The sequence below is a fragment of the Streptomyces sp. NPDC057950 genome (assembly GCF_042887295.1).
GTDB lineage: Bacteria > Actinomycetota > Actinomycetes > Streptomycetales > Streptomycetaceae > Streptomyces > Streptomyces kaempferi.
The window spans coordinates 203669-220867 of the sequence record NZ_JBHVPP010000016.1; the positions used below are offsets into that span (position 1 = coordinate 203669).

A 17199-nucleotide genomic window follows, 5' to 3' on the forward strand; every position below is an offset into this window, starting at 1 on the left:
CTCGCCCCCTCGTCATACGCCCTCGTCATGCGCCTCGGTGGCCCCGGGTGAGGCGGTGGCGCACCAGACGTCGGGGGCCCGCCCGTCGCAAGGCCGGCCCCCGACGTCGCGTCGGCCTGAAGGCGGGACTCGCGCAACCCGCCCTTCAGACCGTCGGACCGCTCAAGGTCTCGGGCGCTCCGTCCGGTACGACGTCCTGTACGGGCGTGGGTACGGGAAGGAGGCCGGCCAGCTCGCGCCACTGGGGGAGGGGAAGGCCGGGAGGGCCGCCCAGGACGTGGAGTGCGACATGGTCGGCGCCCGCGTCGAGGTGCTCGCGGACGCGGCGTGCCACCACGTCGAGCGAACCGTGGGCGACGACGGCGTCGATGAGACGGTCGCTGCCGCCGGGGATCAGGTCCTCGTCGGTGAAGCCGAGCCGCCGGAGGTTGTTCCGGTAGGCCGGGAAACCGATGAACGTGCCGATGCCCCGACGCGCGGCGGCACGTGCCCTGGCCGGGTCGGTGTCGAGGACCACGGACTGGTGCGGGGCGATCACCGGGGCCGGGCCCACGCGGCGCCGGTGGATGGCGCTGAACTCCGGCGTCACCAGGAAGGGGTGCAGGCCGGCGGTGCGGCGGGCGGCGAGGTCGACCATCTTGGGACCGAGCGCGCCGAGCATGCGACGTCCGGCGGGAACGGGGTGCGGGGCCCCGTCGAGCCGGTCCAGGTAGTCCCCGACGCTTTGGAGGGGCTTCCCGTACGTCTGCCCCGCGGCCCGCGCCGAGTGCGGGCTGCTCACACCGAACCCCATGACGAGCCGCCGTCCGTGTGCGCGGTCCAGTTCGTGGACGTGCGCTCCGACGGCCGCCGGGTCCTGACCCCAGAGGGCGAGCACCCCCACCGCGACGGAGGCGTGCGGCGCGGCGGCCAGCAGGTGTCCGGCGTCGTCGAGTACACCGCCACCGTCGAGTCCCGGGATCCACAGCGCGGGGAAGCCGAGTTCGTCGAGCTCGGCCGCCGCTTCCCGGACTTCGGGACGATCGGCCGAGCGAAGTTCCATGCTCCAGATCCCGACACCGCCGAGCAGGGAACGGACCGTTGGATCGGCGGTCATCGCCGAACCTCCTTCGTGGGTTGTCGCGATCCGTGCCGACCGGCGGATGAGATCCGCACCGTCACGCGCGGGAGATGACGCGGGGAGGAGGCGGGCGGGCCGACGCCGGGGACGGCCGGTCCCCGTGCCGTCCCCGGCCCACCAGTGCCGCGCAGGGGACTGTGCGCCGGCCTCCGCCGTCGTCGGGCCGCTCAGACCTGGTTCGGGCCGCCGTCGTCGGGCCGCTCAGACCTGGTTCGGGCCGCCGTCGTCGGGCCGCTCAGACCTGGTTCAGGCCGCCGTCGACGTGCAGCTCGGAACCGGTGGTGAAGCTGCTCTGGTCGGAGGCGAGGAACAGCACGGCGCCGGCCACCTCCTCGGTACGGCCCATGCGGCCCAGCGGCACCTGGCTCGCCAGGAAGTCCTTGAGCTGTCCGGCCTGCTCGGCGTCGGGAGCGAGGCCGGCGATTCCAGGGGTGTCGATCGGTCCCGGCACGATGACGTTGACCCGGATTCCGCGGCCCTTGAGCTCGTTGGCCCAGGTACGGGCGAGGGAGCGGACGGCGGCCTTGGTTGCGGCGTACACGCCGAACGCCTCCGCTCCGGACGCCGCGGCCGTGGAGCCCGGGACGATCACCGAGGCGCCCTCGTCGAGCAGCGGCAGGGCCTTCTGGACGGTGAACAGGAGACCGCGGACGTTGACGCCGAAGGTCTGGTCGAAGTGTTCCTCCGTGACCTCCTCCAGCCGGCCGAACTCGCCGCCGCCCGCGTTGGCGAAGAGAACGTCGATCCGGCGGCCGTCCTGCGCGACGGCCGCGTAGAGCCGGTCCAGGTCGGCGAGGTCGGAAATGTCCCCCTGGATTCCCACGGCGCCCGAGCCGATGTCCTCGACGGCCGCGTCCAGCTCCGGCTTGCGGCGACCGGTGACGTACACCTGTGCGCCCTCGGCGGCGAAACGCTTGGCGGTGGCGAGGCCGATGCCGGTGGTGCCTCCCGTGACGATCGCGACCTTGCCGGTGAGCTGGCCCATGACATCCTCCACTGATTCGTCGTAACAGGATTGGTTACGACCCTGGGTGTAACCGTAAAAGTTTCAACCAGTCGCGTCAAGCCCGACCCTTGACGAGGCCGGAGGCCGCCCGGCGGGCCGTGTGCCGCCAGGGTCAGTCGGAACCGAAGAACCGGCTCCCCCTCTCGGCACCCAGCGTGGATCTCACCGCCAGGTCGAACCCGGCCTCGGACAAGGTGAGGAAGCGGTCGAGGCGCCGTAGCTCCCAGTGCTCGAGCTCGGAGGCGGGCAGCGGACGCGTCGGGGTCCATCCGCGCAGGGCGGCCGCCAGGCCCGCGGCGTCACCGAACGCCTTGGAGGTTCCCGAGGCGGTGTGGGGCCTGACCGTGCCCGCCGCGTCGCCGATCAGCGCCGCGTGGTCGGCCACCATGCGCCCTGGCGCGAGGTCGAACACCGGTTGCATGAAGACGTCCGACAAGTGCACCAGTTCGGCGAAGGGCGGCGGGAGCGAGACGTCGGCCTGCCGGTTGATCTGTTCGACGGTCTCGGGGAGCAACTCGCCCGGCGGCAGGAAGTGCGCGAAGTGTTTTCCGGAGCAGCCGGTGAGCAGCCTCGGCAGATCCGGCTCGGCGACGTTCACGTACCAGACCCAGTTGACGCGCCGGAAACCCTCCTCCAGCTGACCGTCGGCGCCCGGAACCAGATAGCACAGCATCTGCATTCCGCTCGACGTGAAGAACGTGAAGCGGCCCGCGAGAAGATCCAGCAGCTCACTCGGCACCGCGGATTCGGGTTCCAGGCCGCGCCAGGCCACGTAACCCGCGTACTCGGGGCGGGAGACGGAGTCGAGCAGCATGCGGGTGGCCGACCCGATTCCGTCGGCCCCCACCAGAAAGTTTCCGCTCGCCGTGTAGCCGTCCGAGAACTCGGCCGTGACGTCGTGACCGCTCACCTGCACCCGTCTGAGCGTGCTGTCCAGGCGGTGGCAGACCCCGGAGAGCGGTTCTCGCAGCGCGCCGTACAGGGTGTCCCACGCGGTCATGAGCTGCGGAGCCCCATGACGCGCGGTCCTGCCGCGCGCGTCCAGTTGCTGACGCTCGTGCAGTTCGACACTCACGGAGGCCGCCGTTCTGCCGAGACGGTTCAGCAGCGCGTCGACCTCCGGCTGCATGACGATGCCGGCGCCGCGTGCCGACGTCCGGCCCGCCGACCGCTCGTAGACGGCGACCCCGGCTCCCACGTCCCGCAGTTCGTGCGCGGCCGCCAGACCGCCCACCGATCCACCGATGACCAGTGCTGTGAAGTCGTTCGTCTCGGACATGGCACACCTCTGCTGTGGTGGAAGCGGGGACACCTCGGATGCGGACGCCTCGGATGCGGCACCGGAGCGACCGAGGGCGCGGCGGGTCCGGGCGAGGATCAGTCGGGGCCGCGGATGCCGAGGAACGCCCGGCCGTTCGCCTCGAGGGTCCCGGCGTCCAGGCCGTGGTCCGACAGGAACCGGACGGGTTCCGGCTGTGCCATGTCGAAGGGGTGGTCGTTCCCGCACACGATCCGCTCCGGCGCGGCGTGGGCCGCGAGCAGCCTCAGCACTTCGGGATCGTGGGTGACCGTGTCGAAGGACAGCCGGGCGAACGATTCGGCAGGCGGGCGGCCGGCGCCGTGGCGTACGTCCTCCCGCGACCGCCATCCGTGTCCCCACCGGCCGAGCAGTGCCGGCGCGCACCCACCGCCGTGGACGAAGCGGACGCGCGGGTCCGGCAGTTCGTCCAGGACGCCGCTGAGGACCACCGAGGCCACGGCGGTCGTGGTCTCCACCGGGTTGCCGATCAGGTTCACCAGGTAGTGGTCCTCCCACTCCGGCCGCGGCGACAGCATCGGGTGGACGAGGACGGCCGGATCCGCGTCCACGGCCGCGGCCAGTACCTCCCGCAGGACTCCGTCGCCGTAGGACCGGCCCTGCACCACAGGCGGGACGGCGACACCCGCGATGCCCCGCGTGCCCGTCAGGCGTGTCATCTCGCGACGGGCGGCGGCCACGTCGTCCACCCGGACCAGCCCCAGTCCGACCAGCGTGCCCTCCGAGGAGGAGACGGCCGGTTCGAGCCGGTCGTCACAGGCGGGGACGGAGTCGTCCGCCTCGGAGGGTGCGAAGGCGGGGAGGGCGAAGGGCGGCGCCGAGACGGCGCGCGCCCCGAGACCCGCCTTCACGGTGTCGGCGATCACCACGTCGATGCCGGTCATCGCCGTGCTTGCGAAGAACAGCGGACGGTCCCCCAGGTACAACTCCCCGTCGCGGTCGCTCATGCCGCCCAGGGGGAAGCCCGGCCGGAGGGAGGGCAGTTCGCGGGGCGGCCAGTGCGCGTGGACGTCGACGACTCCGGCGCGGACATCTCCCCTCACGGCCATTTCCACTCTCCCCTCACGGTCATCGCCTCTCCTCAGCACCGCCGGGACCGGCACGGGACGGGGTCAGGTCGCGGGTTCCTGCTGTTCCCGCGCCGCGCGCAGGATCGCGCGGCGGATGGGTTCGTAGCCGGTGCACCGGCAGACGTTGGATCCGACGATGTGATCCACGCGCTCGGGGTGATCGGCGAGGGCGGGGTCGGTCTCCAGCGCCCCGGCGGCCACCATCAGGAATCCGGGCGTGCAGAAGCCGCACTGCAAAGCGTGTTCCGCGGAGAAGGCCCGTTGCAGCGCGCTGGGCTCGCCGTCCGGACCGGCCAGCCCCTCCACGGTCCGCACCGACCCGCCGTCGCACTGCACGGCGAGCATCAGACAGGAGCGCACCGCCTCGCCGTCCACGAGCACGGTGCAGGCGCCGCACACGCCGTGCTCGCAGCCCAGGTGGGTGCCGGTCAGCCGGCAGTCGTCGCGCAGGACGTCCGCCAGGACGCGCCGGGGCTCCACGTCGAGCGGGAACTCCTCGCCGTTCACCGTGAGTGTGATCTTCATCGGATGTCTCCCTCGGTCCCGGCGGCGCGGGAGCGGTGGTCGTCGGCGGCCTGGCACAGGGTCCTGGCGGTCACGACGGCGATGGCGTGCCGGCGGTATTCGAGGTCCGCGTACGGCTCCGCGAGGGGTGCGGCGTCACGCTCCGCCGCGACGCGGCCCGCGCGGGCGAACGGATGGTCCTCGGGCAGCCGGTAGCCGTCCGTCGGAGCGCCGATCTCGACGCCGGTCAGGGCCTGCTCCGCGGCGTGCGCCCGCAACGGCCGGTCGGCGCAGTTGACCAGTCCGACGCGTGCTTCCCTGATCACTCCGTCGTCCACGGTGAGGACGGCCGCGACGGCGACCTGGGCGAAGCAGAAGTGTGTGCGCCGGTGCTCGACGAAGCCGACGCCGGTCTGCTCGGCCAGGAGCGGATACCGCACCGAGGTGATCAGTTCGCCGGGGCGGCGGTCCGTCCTGAGCGGACCGAGGAAGTAGTCGCGGGCCGCGACGGTACGGACACCCTGGGGTCCTCGCAGGTGGATGTCGGCGTCGAGGGCCATGGCGATGGCGCACCACTCGGAGGCGGGGTGGCCCCAGCCGAAGCTGCCCACCATGGTGCCCCGGGACCGGATCGGCGGATGCGCGATGTTGACGACGGCGAGCGAGAACAATGAGCCGAGGGGACCCGGTACGGCCTCCGCGGACTCGAAGACGCGGTGCCTGACCAGGGCGCCCACCCGCAGTGAGCCGTCGACGACCCGCAGGGTGTCGAGTTCCGGGATGCGGTTGATGTCGACGACCAGGTCGGGACGGACGCGCTCCAGGTGCATCTCCAGGAGCAGGCTCTGGCCGCCGGCCAGGACCTGGGCGTCGCGGCCCCCGTTCCCCAGGGCGTCGACGGCCTCGGCCACCGTGCGGGGCGCGACGTAGTCGAAAGCAGCGGGTTTCACCGGTCCTCCTCGAGCTTCGGGGCCCGCGCCGCGCGCCAGATCACATCCGGGGTGAGCGGCATCTGCAACAGGTCGGCGTCGGCCGGACGGAGCGCGTCGACCACGGCGTTGACAATGGCGGCCGGAAGTCCGATGCAGCCCGACTCCCCGGCGCCCTTGGCACCGAGGGGCGAGCTGGGACTCGGCGTGCAGGTGTCCTTGACCTCGATGGGCGGCACTTCGGTGAAGGTCGGCAGGAGGTAGTCCAGCAGGCCGTTCGCCAGCAGCGGTGTGCCGTTGTCGTCGTAGGGGATGGCCTCGTACAGCGCCTGGCCGATGCCCTGAATCGCGGACCCGAAGGCCTGGGCGCGGACGACCGCGGGGTCGAGCACCACCCCGCAGTCGTCGACCGTCACCACCTTCAGCAGCTCCACGGTGCCGAGTTCCGGGTCGACTTCGGCCACCGCCACATGGGAGCCGAAGGGGAACGCCATCCCCGTCTCGAAGCGGTCCTCCACGCGCAGCGGCCCGGTGGCCTTGACCAGTTCACCGACGTCCATGGCGGCCGAGCCGTCGTGGGCGGCGTGTACGGTGCCGTCGGCCCACTCCACCTCCTCCAGGGGCAGATCCCACAGGGTCGCGGCCCTCTGCCGGGCTTCCGCGATGACCAGTCGGGAGGCGTGCTGCAGCATCGCTCCGGCGACCTGCGCGGTCCGGCTGGCGAAGGAACCCAGGCCCTTGGGCTGTTCGTCGGTGTCGCCCTCGATCAGCCGGACCCGCCGCTCGTCCACGCCCAGGGTCTTGGCGACCAGCGCGGGGAACACGGTCTCGTGACTCTGGCCGCTGGAAGCGGCCCCGCAGCGCGCGGTGATGACGCCGTCCGCACCGACTTCGATGCCGCCGAACTCGTGCAGCCCGCCCGGTTCGCCGCCGGATCGCTCGACGTAGCAGGACAGGCCGATTCCCAGGGGTTTGGCGGTCGGATCGCTCTGGCGCCGGGCCTGCTCCGCACGCCATGTGCCGTACTCGACGCTCTCCAGCGCCAGGTCCAGCGCGCGGGCGTATTCACCGCTGTCGTACGTCCGGCCGGTGGGGGTCGTGTACGGGAACGCCCCGGGCGGGATGAAGTTGCGGCGACGCAGCTCCGCCGGGTCGATCCCCAACTTCCTTGCCATCATGTCCATACAGCGCTCGAGCGCGATGACCGCCTCGGGCCGGCCGGCTCCCCGGTAGGGATACGTGACCATGGTGTTGGTGAGGATCGAGCGGACCGTCGAATGCACCCGGGGAGTGCGGTAGGCGCCGGTCGCCATCCAGGCGGTCTGCATCGGCAGCCCGACTCCGAGGTGAGGGTAGGCTCCGACGTCCGCGTCGATGTGCAACTCGTAGGCGAGGAGCCGCCCGTCGGCGTCGGCGGCCAGCCGGGCCCGCTGGTCCTGTCCCCGGCCGCGCGTGGCGGCCGTCATCGACTCCAGGCGGTCCTCGATCCACCGGACCGGCCGCCGTAGTCCGACCGCGAGGAAGGCGACCACGACGAACTCCGGGAACGTGGCGCTCTTGCCGCCGAACGCCCCACCGGTGTCCGGCACCACCACACGGATCCGGTCCTCCGACCAGCCCAGCAGCGCGGCCATTTCCCGGCGCAGCCGGTGCGGCATCTGATGCCCCGACCAGATCGTCAGCCGGTCCTCCTCGGGCACGGCCAGGATCGTCCTGCACTCCATCGGTGTGGGCATCAGCAGGCTCTGCCGGTAGCGGCCCTCCACCACGGCGGCCGCTCCCCGCCACACCTCGTCCTCGACGGGCGTGCCCGTCTCTCCCCGCAGGGCGATGTTGCTCAGGCCCTCGAAGAGCAGGGTCTCGTCCGCCGCCGCGTCGGCCGGCGTGACCATCGCGGGCAGCGGGTCGACGTGAAAGGTGACCTCGGCCGCCCCGTCCTCGGCCCGGTAGCGGTCCTCGCCCAGGACGACCGCGACGGCCTCGCCCGCGTACCGCACGCGCTCCTTGACCAGTGGCGGCCACTCACGGCCGGCGACCGCCTCGTCCGAGGAGAGGTCGGCCAGCACGGTGTGCGGTACCGGAGGCAGGTCCTGCAGGGCGGCTGCCGAGTGCGCGCACGAGGGCAGGTCCGTCAGGTCGGCGGCGGACCAGGCACCCACCACACCGGGCACCTCTCGGGCCCCACGGCAATCGACCGCGCGCAGCACGCCATGACCGGTACCGCTCCTGACGAACACGGCATCCAGGCAGTCCGGCACTTCGATGTCGGCGACGTAGCGGCCGTTTCCCGTGAGCAGCCTTTCGTCCTCGCGCCGTGTCCACTGATGCACCACACCACACCTCTTGCTGAGTCGGGTCGGGAGGGGACCGCGGGGGATTCCCCTACGTGGCGATCTACCGGGGGGCGTGGGTCGAGACGGATCGGCTGCACGAGGACACCCGTCCCGTAAATCTAGGCACATACTCCGCACACCCGCATGTGCGGCGACCTCGCCTCCTGGTCCTGGAACGGGCCGGGAACTCCGGCCTCGCGCTCGTGGCGGAGGACGTGTCCGTCGACGACGGTCCGTCGCCGCGGATGGGAGACGTCGGCCGATACCGGCGGACGATCACGACCGCGGGCGCATGCCTGCGGGGCGATTCCCCGCAGGCATGCGGGAAATGCGGCGGCACGGCATTCGTGGACGGGACGCTTATCCGGGATTCGACAAGGGGTTTCCGCGGAAGCAGCAGTGAAGGGGAACAGGCGGCGCACAGGGAGCAAAGGAGTGTTTTCGGCCGCGGTCCGCGGCGGGAATCCGCGACGCGCCGAGGTGGTGCTTCTCGGGTAGCGTGGGTGAGTCGACGTGCACCATCTGGTCGTTTCCCGCCGCGGGACCATCCGCCGAAGAGAGGCCGTCCTTCGCGGGTTCGATGGGATTCCCCGGTGACCATGGGAAGGAACCGCGCCGTGCCATTCATCACGACGAAAGACGGAACCGAGATCTTCTACAAGGACTGGGGATCCGGTCAGCCGATCGTCTTCAGCCACGGCTGGCCGCTCACCGCCGACGCGTGGGACCCCCAGGTGAATTTCGTGGCGGACAACGGATTCCGCGGCATCGCCCACGACCGGCGCGGGGGCGGGCGCTCGGGGCAGCCCTGGGAGGGGAACGACCTCGACACGTACGCCGACGACCTTGCCTCGCTGATCGAGGCCCTGGACCTGCGCGACGTCATCCTCGTCGGCCATTCCACCGGTGGCGGTGAGGTGGCCCGGTACATCGGCCGGCACGGCACCGGACGGGTCGCGAAGGCCGTCCTGCTCAGCGCGATCCCGCCACTGATGCTCAAGACCGAGGCGAACCCCGAAGGACTGCCCATCGAGGTCTTCGACGAGATCAGGGCGGGCGTGGCGAAGGACCGCTCCCAGTTCTACCAGGACCTCAGCGAGACCTTCTACGGCGCCAACCGCGAGGGTTCGACGGTCTCACAGGGCACCCGTGACGCCTTCTGGCTGTGGTCGATGCAGGTGGGCATCAAGAGCGCGTACGACTGCGTCAAGGCGTTCTCCGAGACCGACCTGACCGAGGACCTCAAGCGGTTCGACGTCCCCACGCTGATCGTGCACGGCGACGACGACCAGATCGTGCCGATCGTGGCCGCGGGCGAGAAGTCCTCGAAGCTGGTCAAGGACTCCACGTTCAAGGTGTACCCGGGCGCCCCGCACGGCCTGGCGATGGTCCCCGTGTTCGCCGACCGGTTCAACGCCGACCTCCTGGAGTTCGCCCGCGGTTGAGGATTTCCTGAGCCGGAGCGGTTGAGGATTTCCTGGGCCGGACAGGGAATCGGCGCACGGCATACGGGTGAACTGTGAAGATTGTATGTACAAGTGAGAAGGTCCGGGGAACAAGGGGATTCGGAGGTCGATCACATGGTTCCCCTGCTTCTCGTTCTTCTGCTGGTTCTGCTTCTCTTCGGCGCGGGCTTCGCGTTGAAGATCCTCTGGTGGGTCGCAATCGTCGTACTGGTGCTGTGGCTGGTCGGATTCGTCGCCCGTCCCAAGAGCGGCAGTGGTCGCTGGTACCGCTGGTAGCGGATCCGAAAGTGGGTCGCGTTCGGGCCTGACACGGTGATGGCCGCCCTCCTCCGACGGGAGGGCGGCCATCACCGTGTCGTCGTGCGCGAGAGCGGATTCCCTGATCGCCGTCACCGAACGGCGACTACTGCGGTGTCCGTTTCCCGCATCGGAGGAATGAAGCGCCGCGGCAGGGGCACCCGGAGTCCGGACGGAAAGCGAGAACCGTCCCGCACCGCGTACGGAAAGAGGAAGAGCGGCAGGGAACCCCGCGCCGCTCTCTGATCACCGGAGGAGCTGTTTTCGCGTGACTGAGCATGTGTGGAGTTACAAGTCGACCTCGGGTCATCTGGCCGGCGCCGATCTGACCGGCTACAAGGTCGAGGCGAGCGACGGCGGAATCGGCAAGGTCGACAAGCACTCCGACGAGGTCGGTGACGCCTACCTGGTCGTGGACACCGGGGTCTGGATCTTCGGCAAGGAGGTCCTACTCCCGGCGAGCACCGTGATCCAGATCGACCCGGAGGACAGGAAGATCTTCGTCGACCGGTCCAGGGAGCAGATCAAGAACGCCCCTGAGTTCCTTCGCGACAAGCACCTCGGCGACTCCGGCTACCGGGACGCGCTGGGCGCCTACTACCGCCCCAACGCCCCCTTCGGCGCACAGCCCATGGTCTGACCCCCGCACATGAGCGGGCCCGAACTCGACGAGTTCGGGCCCGCTCCCGGTTCCGGACAGCGCACGTGTGACGGGACGAACGGATTGGAGTCCGGACTTCGGGACACAAGCATCGGGTGCTGAAGATACTTCTGGTTGTCCTGCTCGGCTCGCTGGCGACGGGCGCCTCGGTCGTCGCCTTCCTCGTCTCCCCCTGGTGGTGGGCCGCGGCCGTCCCGCTGCTCCTGCTCGCGCTGGTGGCCGTCCACGACCTCGTGCAGCGCCGGCATTCCGTCCTGCGCAACTACCCACTGCTCGGGCATCTCCGTTTCGCCCTGGAGGCGCTGCGGCCGGAGCTTCAGCAGTACTTCATCGAGCGCAACTTCGACGGCCGCCCCTTCGACCGTGACACCCGCAGCATCGTCTACGAGCGGGCCAAGGGCACCGATGCCGAGGAGCCGTTCGGCACCGAACTCGACCTGTACCGGACGGGCAGTGAGTTCCTCACCCCGTCCATGGCCCCCCGGCCGGTGCCCACCGACGCGCCCCGTGTCCGGATCGGCGGACCCGAGTGCACCCGGCCCTACGACATGGCGCTGCTCAACGTCTCGGCGATGAGCTTCGGCTCGCTGTCCGCCAACGCCGTGCTCGCCCTCAACACCGGTGCGCAACTGGGCGGTTTCGCCCACGACACCGGCGAGGGCGGTCTCTCCGAGTACCACTTGAGGCCCGGTGGAGATCTCGTCTGGGAGATCGGTACCGGGTACTTCGGCTGCCGGACGGACGACGGGGACTTCGACCCGCGGAAGTTCGCCGAGAAGGCGGCGCACGAGCAGGTCAAGTGCGTGTCGCTGAAGGTCAGTCAGGGGGCCAAGCCCGGGATCGGCGGAGTGCTGCCGGGCGCCAAGGTGAACGCGGAGATCGCCGGAGTCCGCGGCGTGCCGCAGGGGGAGACCGTCATCTCGCCGCCCTACCACCGCGTCTACTCCACGCCGCGCGAACTGGTGCGCTTCCTGGCCCGGATGAGGGAACTGGCCGACGGCAAGCCCGTCGGGTTCAAGCTGTGCGTCGGCTCGCGCCGCGAGTTCCTCGCCGTGTGCAAGGCGATGCTGGAGGAGGACAGCACGCCGGACTTCATCGTCGTCGACGGCGCGGAGGGCGGAACGGGTGCGGCGCCCCTCGAGTTCGCGGACAACGTGGGCCTGCCCCTGGGCGAGGGTCTGATGACCGTGCACAACGCCCTTGTGGGTGCCGGGCTTCGCGACCGGATCCGGATCGGTGCCAGCGGCAAGGTCGCCACGGGCAGCGACCTCGTCAAGCGCCTTCTGCAGGGAGCCGACTACACCAACGCCGCCCGCGCCATGATGTTCGCGATCGGCTGCATACAGGCCCAGCGCTGCCACACCAACACCTGTCCCGTCGGGGTCGCGACCCAGGACGAACGACGCGCCCGCGCCGTCGACGTACCCGACAAGTCCCAGCGCGTACGGCGTTATCAGCGCGCGACGGTCAAGAGCGCGCTCCAGATCATGGCCTCGATGGGCGTCGAGGAACCGCGCGGTCTGCGGCCCCACATGCTGCTGCAGCGGGTGAATCCGCACACCGTCCGCTCCTATGCGGAACTCCACGAGTGGCTCACTCCCGGAGAACTGATCGCGTCGGCGCCCTCCGGCTGGGCATCCGACTGGAAGGCGGCCGACCCGGACCGCTTCGCCCGCTGAACCCGGTACTCATCGCTTCACCCGTCGAACCCGGCACCCGTTCCGAGGGGCCGCACCGAACCGAAGGGCACTCCCGTGGCACGAACCGTCGCCCGTGTGATCGTCGACGCACTCAAGGATCTGGGCGTCCAGCATGTCTTCGGCGTGGTCGGAGACGCCTTGAACCCGCTGACCGACGCGATCCGTACCACCGACGACCTGGACTGGGTCGGCTGTCGGCACGAAGAGGCCGCGGCCTTCGCCGCCGGAGCCCAGTCCCAGCTCTCGGGAACGCTGGGGGTGTGCATGGGGACGGTGGGACCCGGCTCCGTACACCTTCTCAACGGGCTCTACGACGCGGCGAAGAGCCGGACCCCCGTTCTCGCGATCTGTGGTCAGGTGCCCCTCGCCGAGGTCGGCAGCGACTACTTCCAGGAGGTCGACAACGACCTGCTCTTCCGTGACGTGGCCGTCTACCGTGCCACCGTCTCCTCCCCGGACCAGATGCCGCGGATGCTGGAGTCCGCCGTGCGCGCGGCCGTGAGCCAGGGGGGAGTGGCCGTGCTCACCGTGCCCGGTGACCTGGGCGACCAGGAACTGAGCGACGACCGGGCCGCCCGCTTCCCGCTCGACCGTCCCGTCACCCGCCCGGACGACCCCGCGCTCGCGCGTGCCGCCGAACTCCTCAACGCCGCCGACCGGGTCACCCTGCTCGTCGGCCGCGGAGCCCGCGACGCCCGCTCCGAGGTCCTGCGGACCGCCGAGGCCCTCGCGGCGCCGATGGTGCTCACCCTCAAGGCGAAGGAGGGGTTCGAGGGGGACAACGAGTTCCAGGTCGGCCAGACCGGTCTGATAGGCAACCCGGCAGCCGCCCACGCGCTCGACAGCGGCGACGCGCTCCTGATGCTGGGCACCGATTTCCCGTACCGGGACTGGTATCCGAAGGGGTGCAAGGTCGTCCAGGTCGACGCCCGTGAGGAGCACTTGGGCCGCCGGGTTCCGGTGGACGTGGGTCTGACGGGCGACGTGGGCGCGACGCTGCGGGCCCTGCTCCCGCTGTTGAGGTCGGCGACGGACCGGGGCCACCTGGACGACGCGCGGGAACGGTTCGCCCACTGGCAGGAAGGCCAGCGGCGGCTGGCCGACCCGGGTCACGAGCGCCGCTGGACCGGGAAGCTGAGGGCTGCCCTGGACAACCGCGACCACGAGATCCGCCCCGAGGCACTGGCCGCCGCGGTGGACGCCCACGCCGCCGAGGACGCCGTTTTCACCTCCGACACCGGAATGGCCACCGTCTGGCTCTCCCGCTTCGTCAGCATGCGCGGGAGCAGGCGCCTGATCGGCTCGTACAACCTTGGCTCGATGGCCAACGCCATGCCCCAGGCCCTGGGGGCCCAACTCTGGGCACCCGACCGTCAGATCGTCGCCTTCTGCGGCGACGGCGGACTGAGCATGCTGCTGGGCGACCTCATGACGATCAAGACGTACCGGCTGCCGGTGAAGCTCGTGGTCTTCGACAACCGCCGCCTGGGCATGGTCAAACTCGAACAGGAACAGGCCGGACTGCCCGAGTTCGGTACGGAACTCGACAACCCCGACTTTGCCGCGGTGGCCACCGCGCTCGGGCTCACGGGCATCCGCGTCACCGACCCGGCCGATCTCGACGACAGCGTCCGCCGGGCCCTCGACACCCCCGGGCCGGTGCTGCTGGACGTCCTGACCAATCCGCAGGAGGTGGCCGTGCCGGGCAAGCCGACCGTCTCGCAGGGGTGGGGCTTCGCCATCGCCAAGGTCAAGGAGATCCTCCCGAGCCACGAAGGCTGACCGGAACCCGCCGCAGGCTCTGGCCGGCCAGCCGGTCGGCCCGGCCGGACACGGGCTGCGGGCGGCCCACGCGGGGGGTGTCCTCGGCCCGTGTCCGGCGGCCTCATGGCGCGAAGTCGCCGTACGCCCTCACCTCAGTCACCCGCCGGACCATCGGGCCGGTCATGGTCGGCGCCTGCCTGGCCGACCCGGGCCCCCACGCCCAACGCCTGCTGGAGCGTGGGATAGCAGGTGATGACGGTGTCGAGGCCGACGATCTGCAGGACGCGCAGTATCGAGGGGGAAGGGGCCGCCAGGCGTACCCAGCCCTGCAGGGCGGTGGCGGCGTGGTGGGCCCCGATGAGCGCGTTGATGCCGCTGGAGTCCATGAAAGTGACCTGACTCAGCTCCACCACGGTGCGGGCGGCCGCCTCGCCGTCGGGACCGAGGAGCGCACGCTGGACCTCGGTGCCGGTGGTGAAGTCGATCTCGCCGCGCAGGGCCAGCACGGCGATGCCCTCGGCGGTGGTGGAGCGGGTTGCCGACAGCCGTGGGGACTCCATCTCGGTCAATCCCTTCCGTGGGACAGGGCTCGGTGGGGCGTGCCAGGGCCGAAGCCCACGGCGGTCGGTCGCCGTGGGCGGGAACCCCTCAAGGGTCCGTTCCCCACTCTTCACCCGTCAAGAGATACAGGAAAAGATTTTCACCCTTTCTTATACGTGAAAGCTGCGTCTACTCTGGGGGGATGTACGGAGTACCCGAGTCCCATACAGGCTGGACGTTCCTCACGAACCACGCCCGAGTGCTGGCCGCCATCGCCGAGGACCGCACCACGCGCATCCGCGACATCGCCGCGCGCTGCCAGCTCACCGAGCGGGCTGTCCAGAAGATCATTTCTGACCTGGAGGAGGGCGGCTACCTCACCCACACCCGGCAGGGGCGCTCGAACGAGTACCAGATCGAGGAGGGCACCCTTCTTCGGCACCCGGCGGACTCCGGACCGACGGTGGCGGACCTGCTGGCCCTGCTCGCCCGGCACGACGCCGAACACGGCGGCACCGGCAACCGGCAGATGCGAAGGGCGTCCCCGCACGGACGCGCCACGGAAGGCGACGGATGATGTCGGCGGCTCGCTCCCCGGGGCGCCTCGGGCGGCGGCGCGGGCCGGCTCCCGACGACCGTGTGACGGCGCCGGATTCGCGGGCATGAGATTCGCGGGCATGAGATGAGACGAAATTGCGCCGGACTCCCCGGAACACGGAGGCGACGTTGACGTCCGAAGCGGACATGACGCAGCGGTTTCCCTCGGACTTCGAGGCATCGGCGGACGAGGTGCTGCGCCTGGAGGACGAAAACCTCCAGCTCAAGCAGGCGGTGCGGTCGCACGCCGTTGTCGATCAGGCCATCGGTGTCGTCCTGGCGGTCGGCCGGCTGACTCCGGACCAGGGCTGGGACACGCTGCGGAGCATCTCCCAGAACACCAACGTCAAGCTGCGGCATGTGGCCGAACTGATCGTCGAGTGGGCACGGACGGGACAGCTGCCCAGCGAGATTCGCGGCCAGTTGGAGCACGAGCTCGGACTCGGCGACCCGTCGGGCGAAGCGGAGTAGAACCCCGGGCCGCGTCTCCCGGCGGCCTCGGACGGGATCGCTCGGGTGTGATCGCCGGGGTGTGATCGCTCGGGTCCGCGTGCGGGGTGAAGGTAGCGAAGCGGTGGACGCGGTGACGGCCCCTCGGCGACGTACAGGCCCGAGTGGCGGGGCGCCGCGGCCGGTGTGCCCGTCCGGGAGAGGCCGCCGGTGCCGCCGCGTCACCGACGGCGGCACCGGCGACCGCCCGTGACTCGGGGCGGAGCGCCGAGAACACGGCGCTCCGCCCCGATCGCCGAACGTTCCGGGGACGTACGGCGGGGCCGCAGGCCGCAGGGCGGCGGAGCCGGACAGCCGCAGGCACAGGCCGCGTTGCCCGCTTCGGGCCCACGGCATGGCCTGCTTCCCTGCTTGCTCTACTTGCTCTGTACCCGACCCAGCGGCTCGGGATCGTCCTCCAGCGCGGAGCACGCCGTCGGCCAGCCGGTGTCCTCGGGGTCGAACGCGCCGCGCAGGAACGCCCAGGTGAACTGCTGTATCAGGGCGACTCGTTCGGGACTCTCGTCCGTCGTCTCCGCGACGCCGTACCCGGGGATCCCGCCGAGCGAGTGCTCAGCCCCGAACAGGGTGAGCAGGCTCTTGTCGGCCGGGCTCAGGAAGTACGGGTCGGTGAACCAGTCCGGTCCCCGTACGGACAGCGCGGACTGGTCCTGGTCCCCGGCGACGACGAGGACCGGTGCCTTCATGCCGTCGAAGGACGGGTTCATGAAGGGGAAGTGCTCGGCCGCGAACGGGGACAGGTCGTCCCCGCCCCGGCCGGGCGGGGCGAGCAGCACACCCGCCGAGACCCGCGGATCGGACATGTCCTCTCCCGGGACGCCGTCGGGATCGAGCACCCGCGCACCCAGCAGCATGCTTGCCGTCTGGGCCCCCCAGGAGTGACCGGCCACGGCGACGCGACTTTGGTCCACACGCCCTGCGAGGCCGGGCACGGCAGCTTCCAGCAGGTCGAGCCGGTCGATGACGCGCTTCAGGTCCTCGACCCGGAAACGCCAGATCAGTGGCGTACGGGGGTCGTCCGCGGGCAGATCGAGCGTCCTCGAGTCGAGATGGGTGGGTTGCAGGACCACGAAGCCGCGCGCGGCCCAGAAGTCCGCGAGTGGGGCATAGCCGTCCATCGACCAGCCGTAGCCGTGTGAGAAGACGATGACGGGCAGGTCGTGCCCCGTCGTGGGCGCGGACACCCGGACCCGCAGGTCCTCACCGCGGCCAGGGGCCGACAGTACGACCGGCTTCACGGAGACGACCGGAGTGGGCGTGGGCGTGGTGGCCGGGGCGGTCGCCGTGTGTGCTTCGGGCATGGAGGTGCCTTCCGTTCAGGTTCTTCGCGCGGTTGGTGTGTGGTGGGGATGGGGGTTGGGGTGTGTGGCGGGGGTCCGTGCGG

The 17199-nt window shown here is 70.8% G+C and carries 16 protein-coding genes; 7 read left to right on the top strand and 9 right to left on the bottom strand.

From position 1 onward, the window contains the following. Window positions 1-145: 145 nt before the first annotated feature. The 7 genes from ACFVTC_RS26030 to ACFVTC_RS26060 form a co-directional block, all read right to left on the bottom strand. The gene (locus tag ACFVTC_RS26030; RefSeq protein ID WP_390130820.1) at window positions 146-1096 is read right to left on the bottom strand and encodes a TIGR03620 family F420-dependent LLM class oxidoreductase; all 951 of its coding nucleotides are present in this window, start codon (window positions 1094-1096) and stop codon (window positions 146-148) included. Between the two features lie 259 nt (window positions 1097-1355). After that, window positions 1356-2105, bottom strand: coding sequence for an SDR family NAD(P)-dependent oxidoreductase (locus tag ACFVTC_RS26035; RefSeq protein WP_390130821.1), 750 nt, complete (start codon window positions 2103-2105; stop codon window positions 1356-1358). Window positions 2106-2238: 133 nt separating this feature from the next. Further along, window positions 2239-3405: a monooxygenase gene (locus ACFVTC_RS26040; RefSeq protein ID WP_390130823.1), complete on the bottom strand. Its 1167-nt coding sequence runs from the start codon at window positions 3403-3405 to the stop codon at window positions 2239-2241. A gap of 98 nt (window positions 3406-3503) precedes the next feature. Then, on the bottom strand, window positions 3504-4493 hold the full coding sequence (locus ACFVTC_RS26045) for an amidohydrolase family protein (RefSeq protein WP_390130825.1): 990 nt from the start codon (window positions 4491-4493) through the stop codon (window positions 3504-3506). 63 nt (window positions 4494-4556) lie between these two features. Further along, a complete protein-coding gene (locus ACFVTC_RS26050; RefSeq protein WP_390130826.1) occupies window positions 4557-5039 on the bottom strand; it encodes a (2Fe-2S)-binding protein in 483 nt (160 codons plus the stop codon). Next, window positions 5036-5968 carry an FAD binding domain-containing protein gene (locus ACFVTC_RS26055; RefSeq protein ID WP_390130828.1) on the bottom strand — a complete coding sequence of 311 codons (933 nt, stop codon included), beginning with the start codon at window positions 5966-5968 and terminating at the stop codon, window positions 5036-5038. The genes ACFVTC_RS26050 and ACFVTC_RS26055 overlap by 4 nt, the downstream gene beginning before the upstream one ends. Then, window positions 5965-8277, bottom strand: coding sequence for a xanthine dehydrogenase family protein molybdopterin-binding subunit (locus ACFVTC_RS26060; RefSeq protein ID WP_390130830.1), 2313 nt, complete (start codon window positions 8275-8277; stop codon window positions 5965-5967). The genes ACFVTC_RS26055 and ACFVTC_RS26060 overlap by 4 nt, the downstream gene beginning before the upstream one ends. Before the next feature lie 620 nt (window positions 8278-8897). On the opposite strand from ACFVTC_RS26060, the gene ACFVTC_RS26065 reads away from it, so the two are divergent. The 5 genes from ACFVTC_RS26065 to ACFVTC_RS26085 all read left to right on the top strand — a co-directional run bounded on the left by ACFVTC_RS26065 (window position 8898) and on the right by ACFVTC_RS26085 (window position 14186). After that, entirely contained in the window at window positions 8898-9725 is an 828-nt protein-coding gene (locus ACFVTC_RS26065) for an alpha/beta fold hydrolase (protein WP_390130832.1), read from the top strand. 135 nt (window positions 9726-9860) lie between these two features. After that, complete coding sequence (locus ACFVTC_RS26070; protein ID WP_168525801.1) at window positions 9861-10022, top strand: hydrophobic protein; 162 nt, start codon at window positions 9861-9863, stop codon at window positions 10020-10022. Window positions 10023-10311: 289 nt separating this feature from the next. Further along, a complete protein-coding gene (locus tag ACFVTC_RS26075) occupies window positions 10312-10683 on the top strand; it encodes a PRC-barrel domain-containing protein (protein WP_168525799.1) in 372 nt (123 codons plus the stop codon). Window positions 10684-10799: 116 nt separating this feature from the next. Further along, window positions 10800-12383 carry an FMN-binding glutamate synthase family protein gene (locus ACFVTC_RS26080; RefSeq protein WP_390130833.1) on the top strand — a complete coding sequence of 528 codons (1584 nt, stop codon included), beginning with the start codon at window positions 10800-10802 and terminating at the stop codon, window positions 12381-12383. A 75-nt stretch (window positions 12384-12458) separates the two neighbouring features. Then, window positions 12459-14186: a thiamine pyrophosphate-dependent enzyme gene (locus ACFVTC_RS26085; RefSeq protein WP_390130834.1), complete on the top strand. Its 1728-nt coding sequence runs from the start codon at window positions 12459-12461 to the stop codon at window positions 14184-14186. A 134-nt stretch (window positions 14187-14320) separates the two neighbouring features. Here ACFVTC_RS26085 and ACFVTC_RS26090 read toward each other — a convergent pair whose 3' ends face one another. Further along, window positions 14321-14728: an STAS domain-containing protein gene (locus ACFVTC_RS26090; RefSeq protein WP_390130835.1), complete on the bottom strand. Its 408-nt coding sequence runs from the start codon at window positions 14726-14728 to the stop codon at window positions 14321-14323. A 182-nt stretch (window positions 14729-14910) separates the two neighbouring features. On the opposite strand from ACFVTC_RS26090, the gene ACFVTC_RS26095 reads away from it, so the two are divergent. Both ACFVTC_RS26095 and ACFVTC_RS26100 read left to right on the top strand, forming a co-directional pair. Continuing rightward, complete coding sequence (locus tag ACFVTC_RS26095; RefSeq protein WP_390130837.1) at window positions 14911-15285, top strand: helix-turn-helix transcriptional regulator; 375 nt, start codon at window positions 14911-14913, stop codon at window positions 15283-15285. A 149-nt stretch (window positions 15286-15434) separates the two neighbouring features. Further along, window positions 15435-15776: an ANTAR domain-containing protein gene (locus tag ACFVTC_RS26100; RefSeq protein WP_390130838.1), complete on the top strand. Its 342-nt coding sequence runs from the start codon at window positions 15435-15437 to the stop codon at window positions 15774-15776. Between the two features lie 395 nt (window positions 15777-16171). Here ACFVTC_RS26100 and ACFVTC_RS26105 read toward each other — a convergent pair whose 3' ends face one another. Further along, complete coding sequence (locus ACFVTC_RS26105; protein ID WP_390130839.1) at window positions 16172-17116, bottom strand: alpha/beta hydrolase family protein; 945 nt, start codon at window positions 17114-17116, stop codon at window positions 16172-16174. Window positions 17117-17199 lie beyond the last annotated feature (83 nt).

Coding starts and splice junctions, on each gene's coding strand:
- ACFVTC_RS26030 (WP_390130820.1), bottom strand. CDS start 1,096: ATGACCGCCGATCCAACGGTCCGTTCCCTGCTCGGCGGTGTCGGGATC.
- ACFVTC_RS26070 (WP_168525801.1), top strand. CDS start 9,861: ATGGTTCCCCTGCTTCTCGTTCTTCTGCTGGTTCTGCTTCTCTTCGGC.
- ACFVTC_RS26035 (WP_390130821.1), bottom strand. CDS start 2,105: ATGGGCCAGCTCACCGGCAAGGTCGCGATCGTCACGGGAGGCACCACC.
- ACFVTC_RS26050 (WP_390130826.1), bottom strand. CDS start 5,039: ATGAAGATCACACTCACGGTGAACGGCGAGGAGTTCCCGCTCGACGTG.
- ACFVTC_RS26090 (WP_390130835.1), bottom strand. CDS start 14,728: ATGGAGTCCCCACGGCTGTCGGCAACCCGCTCCACCACCGCCGAGGGC.
- ACFVTC_RS26095 (WP_390130837.1), top strand. CDS start 14,911: ATGTACGGAGTACCCGAGTCCCATACAGGCTGGACGTTCCTCACGAAC.
- ACFVTC_RS26045 (WP_390130825.1), bottom strand. CDS start 4,493: ATGGCCGTGAGGGGAGATGTCCGCGCCGGAGTCGTCGACGTCCACGCG.
- ACFVTC_RS26040 (WP_390130823.1), bottom strand. CDS start 3,405: ATGTCCGAGACGAACGACTTCACAGCACTGGTCATCGGTGGATCGGTG.
- ACFVTC_RS26105 (WP_390130839.1), bottom strand. CDS start 17,116: ATGCCCGAAGCACACACGGCGACCGCCCCGGCCACCACGCCCACGCCC.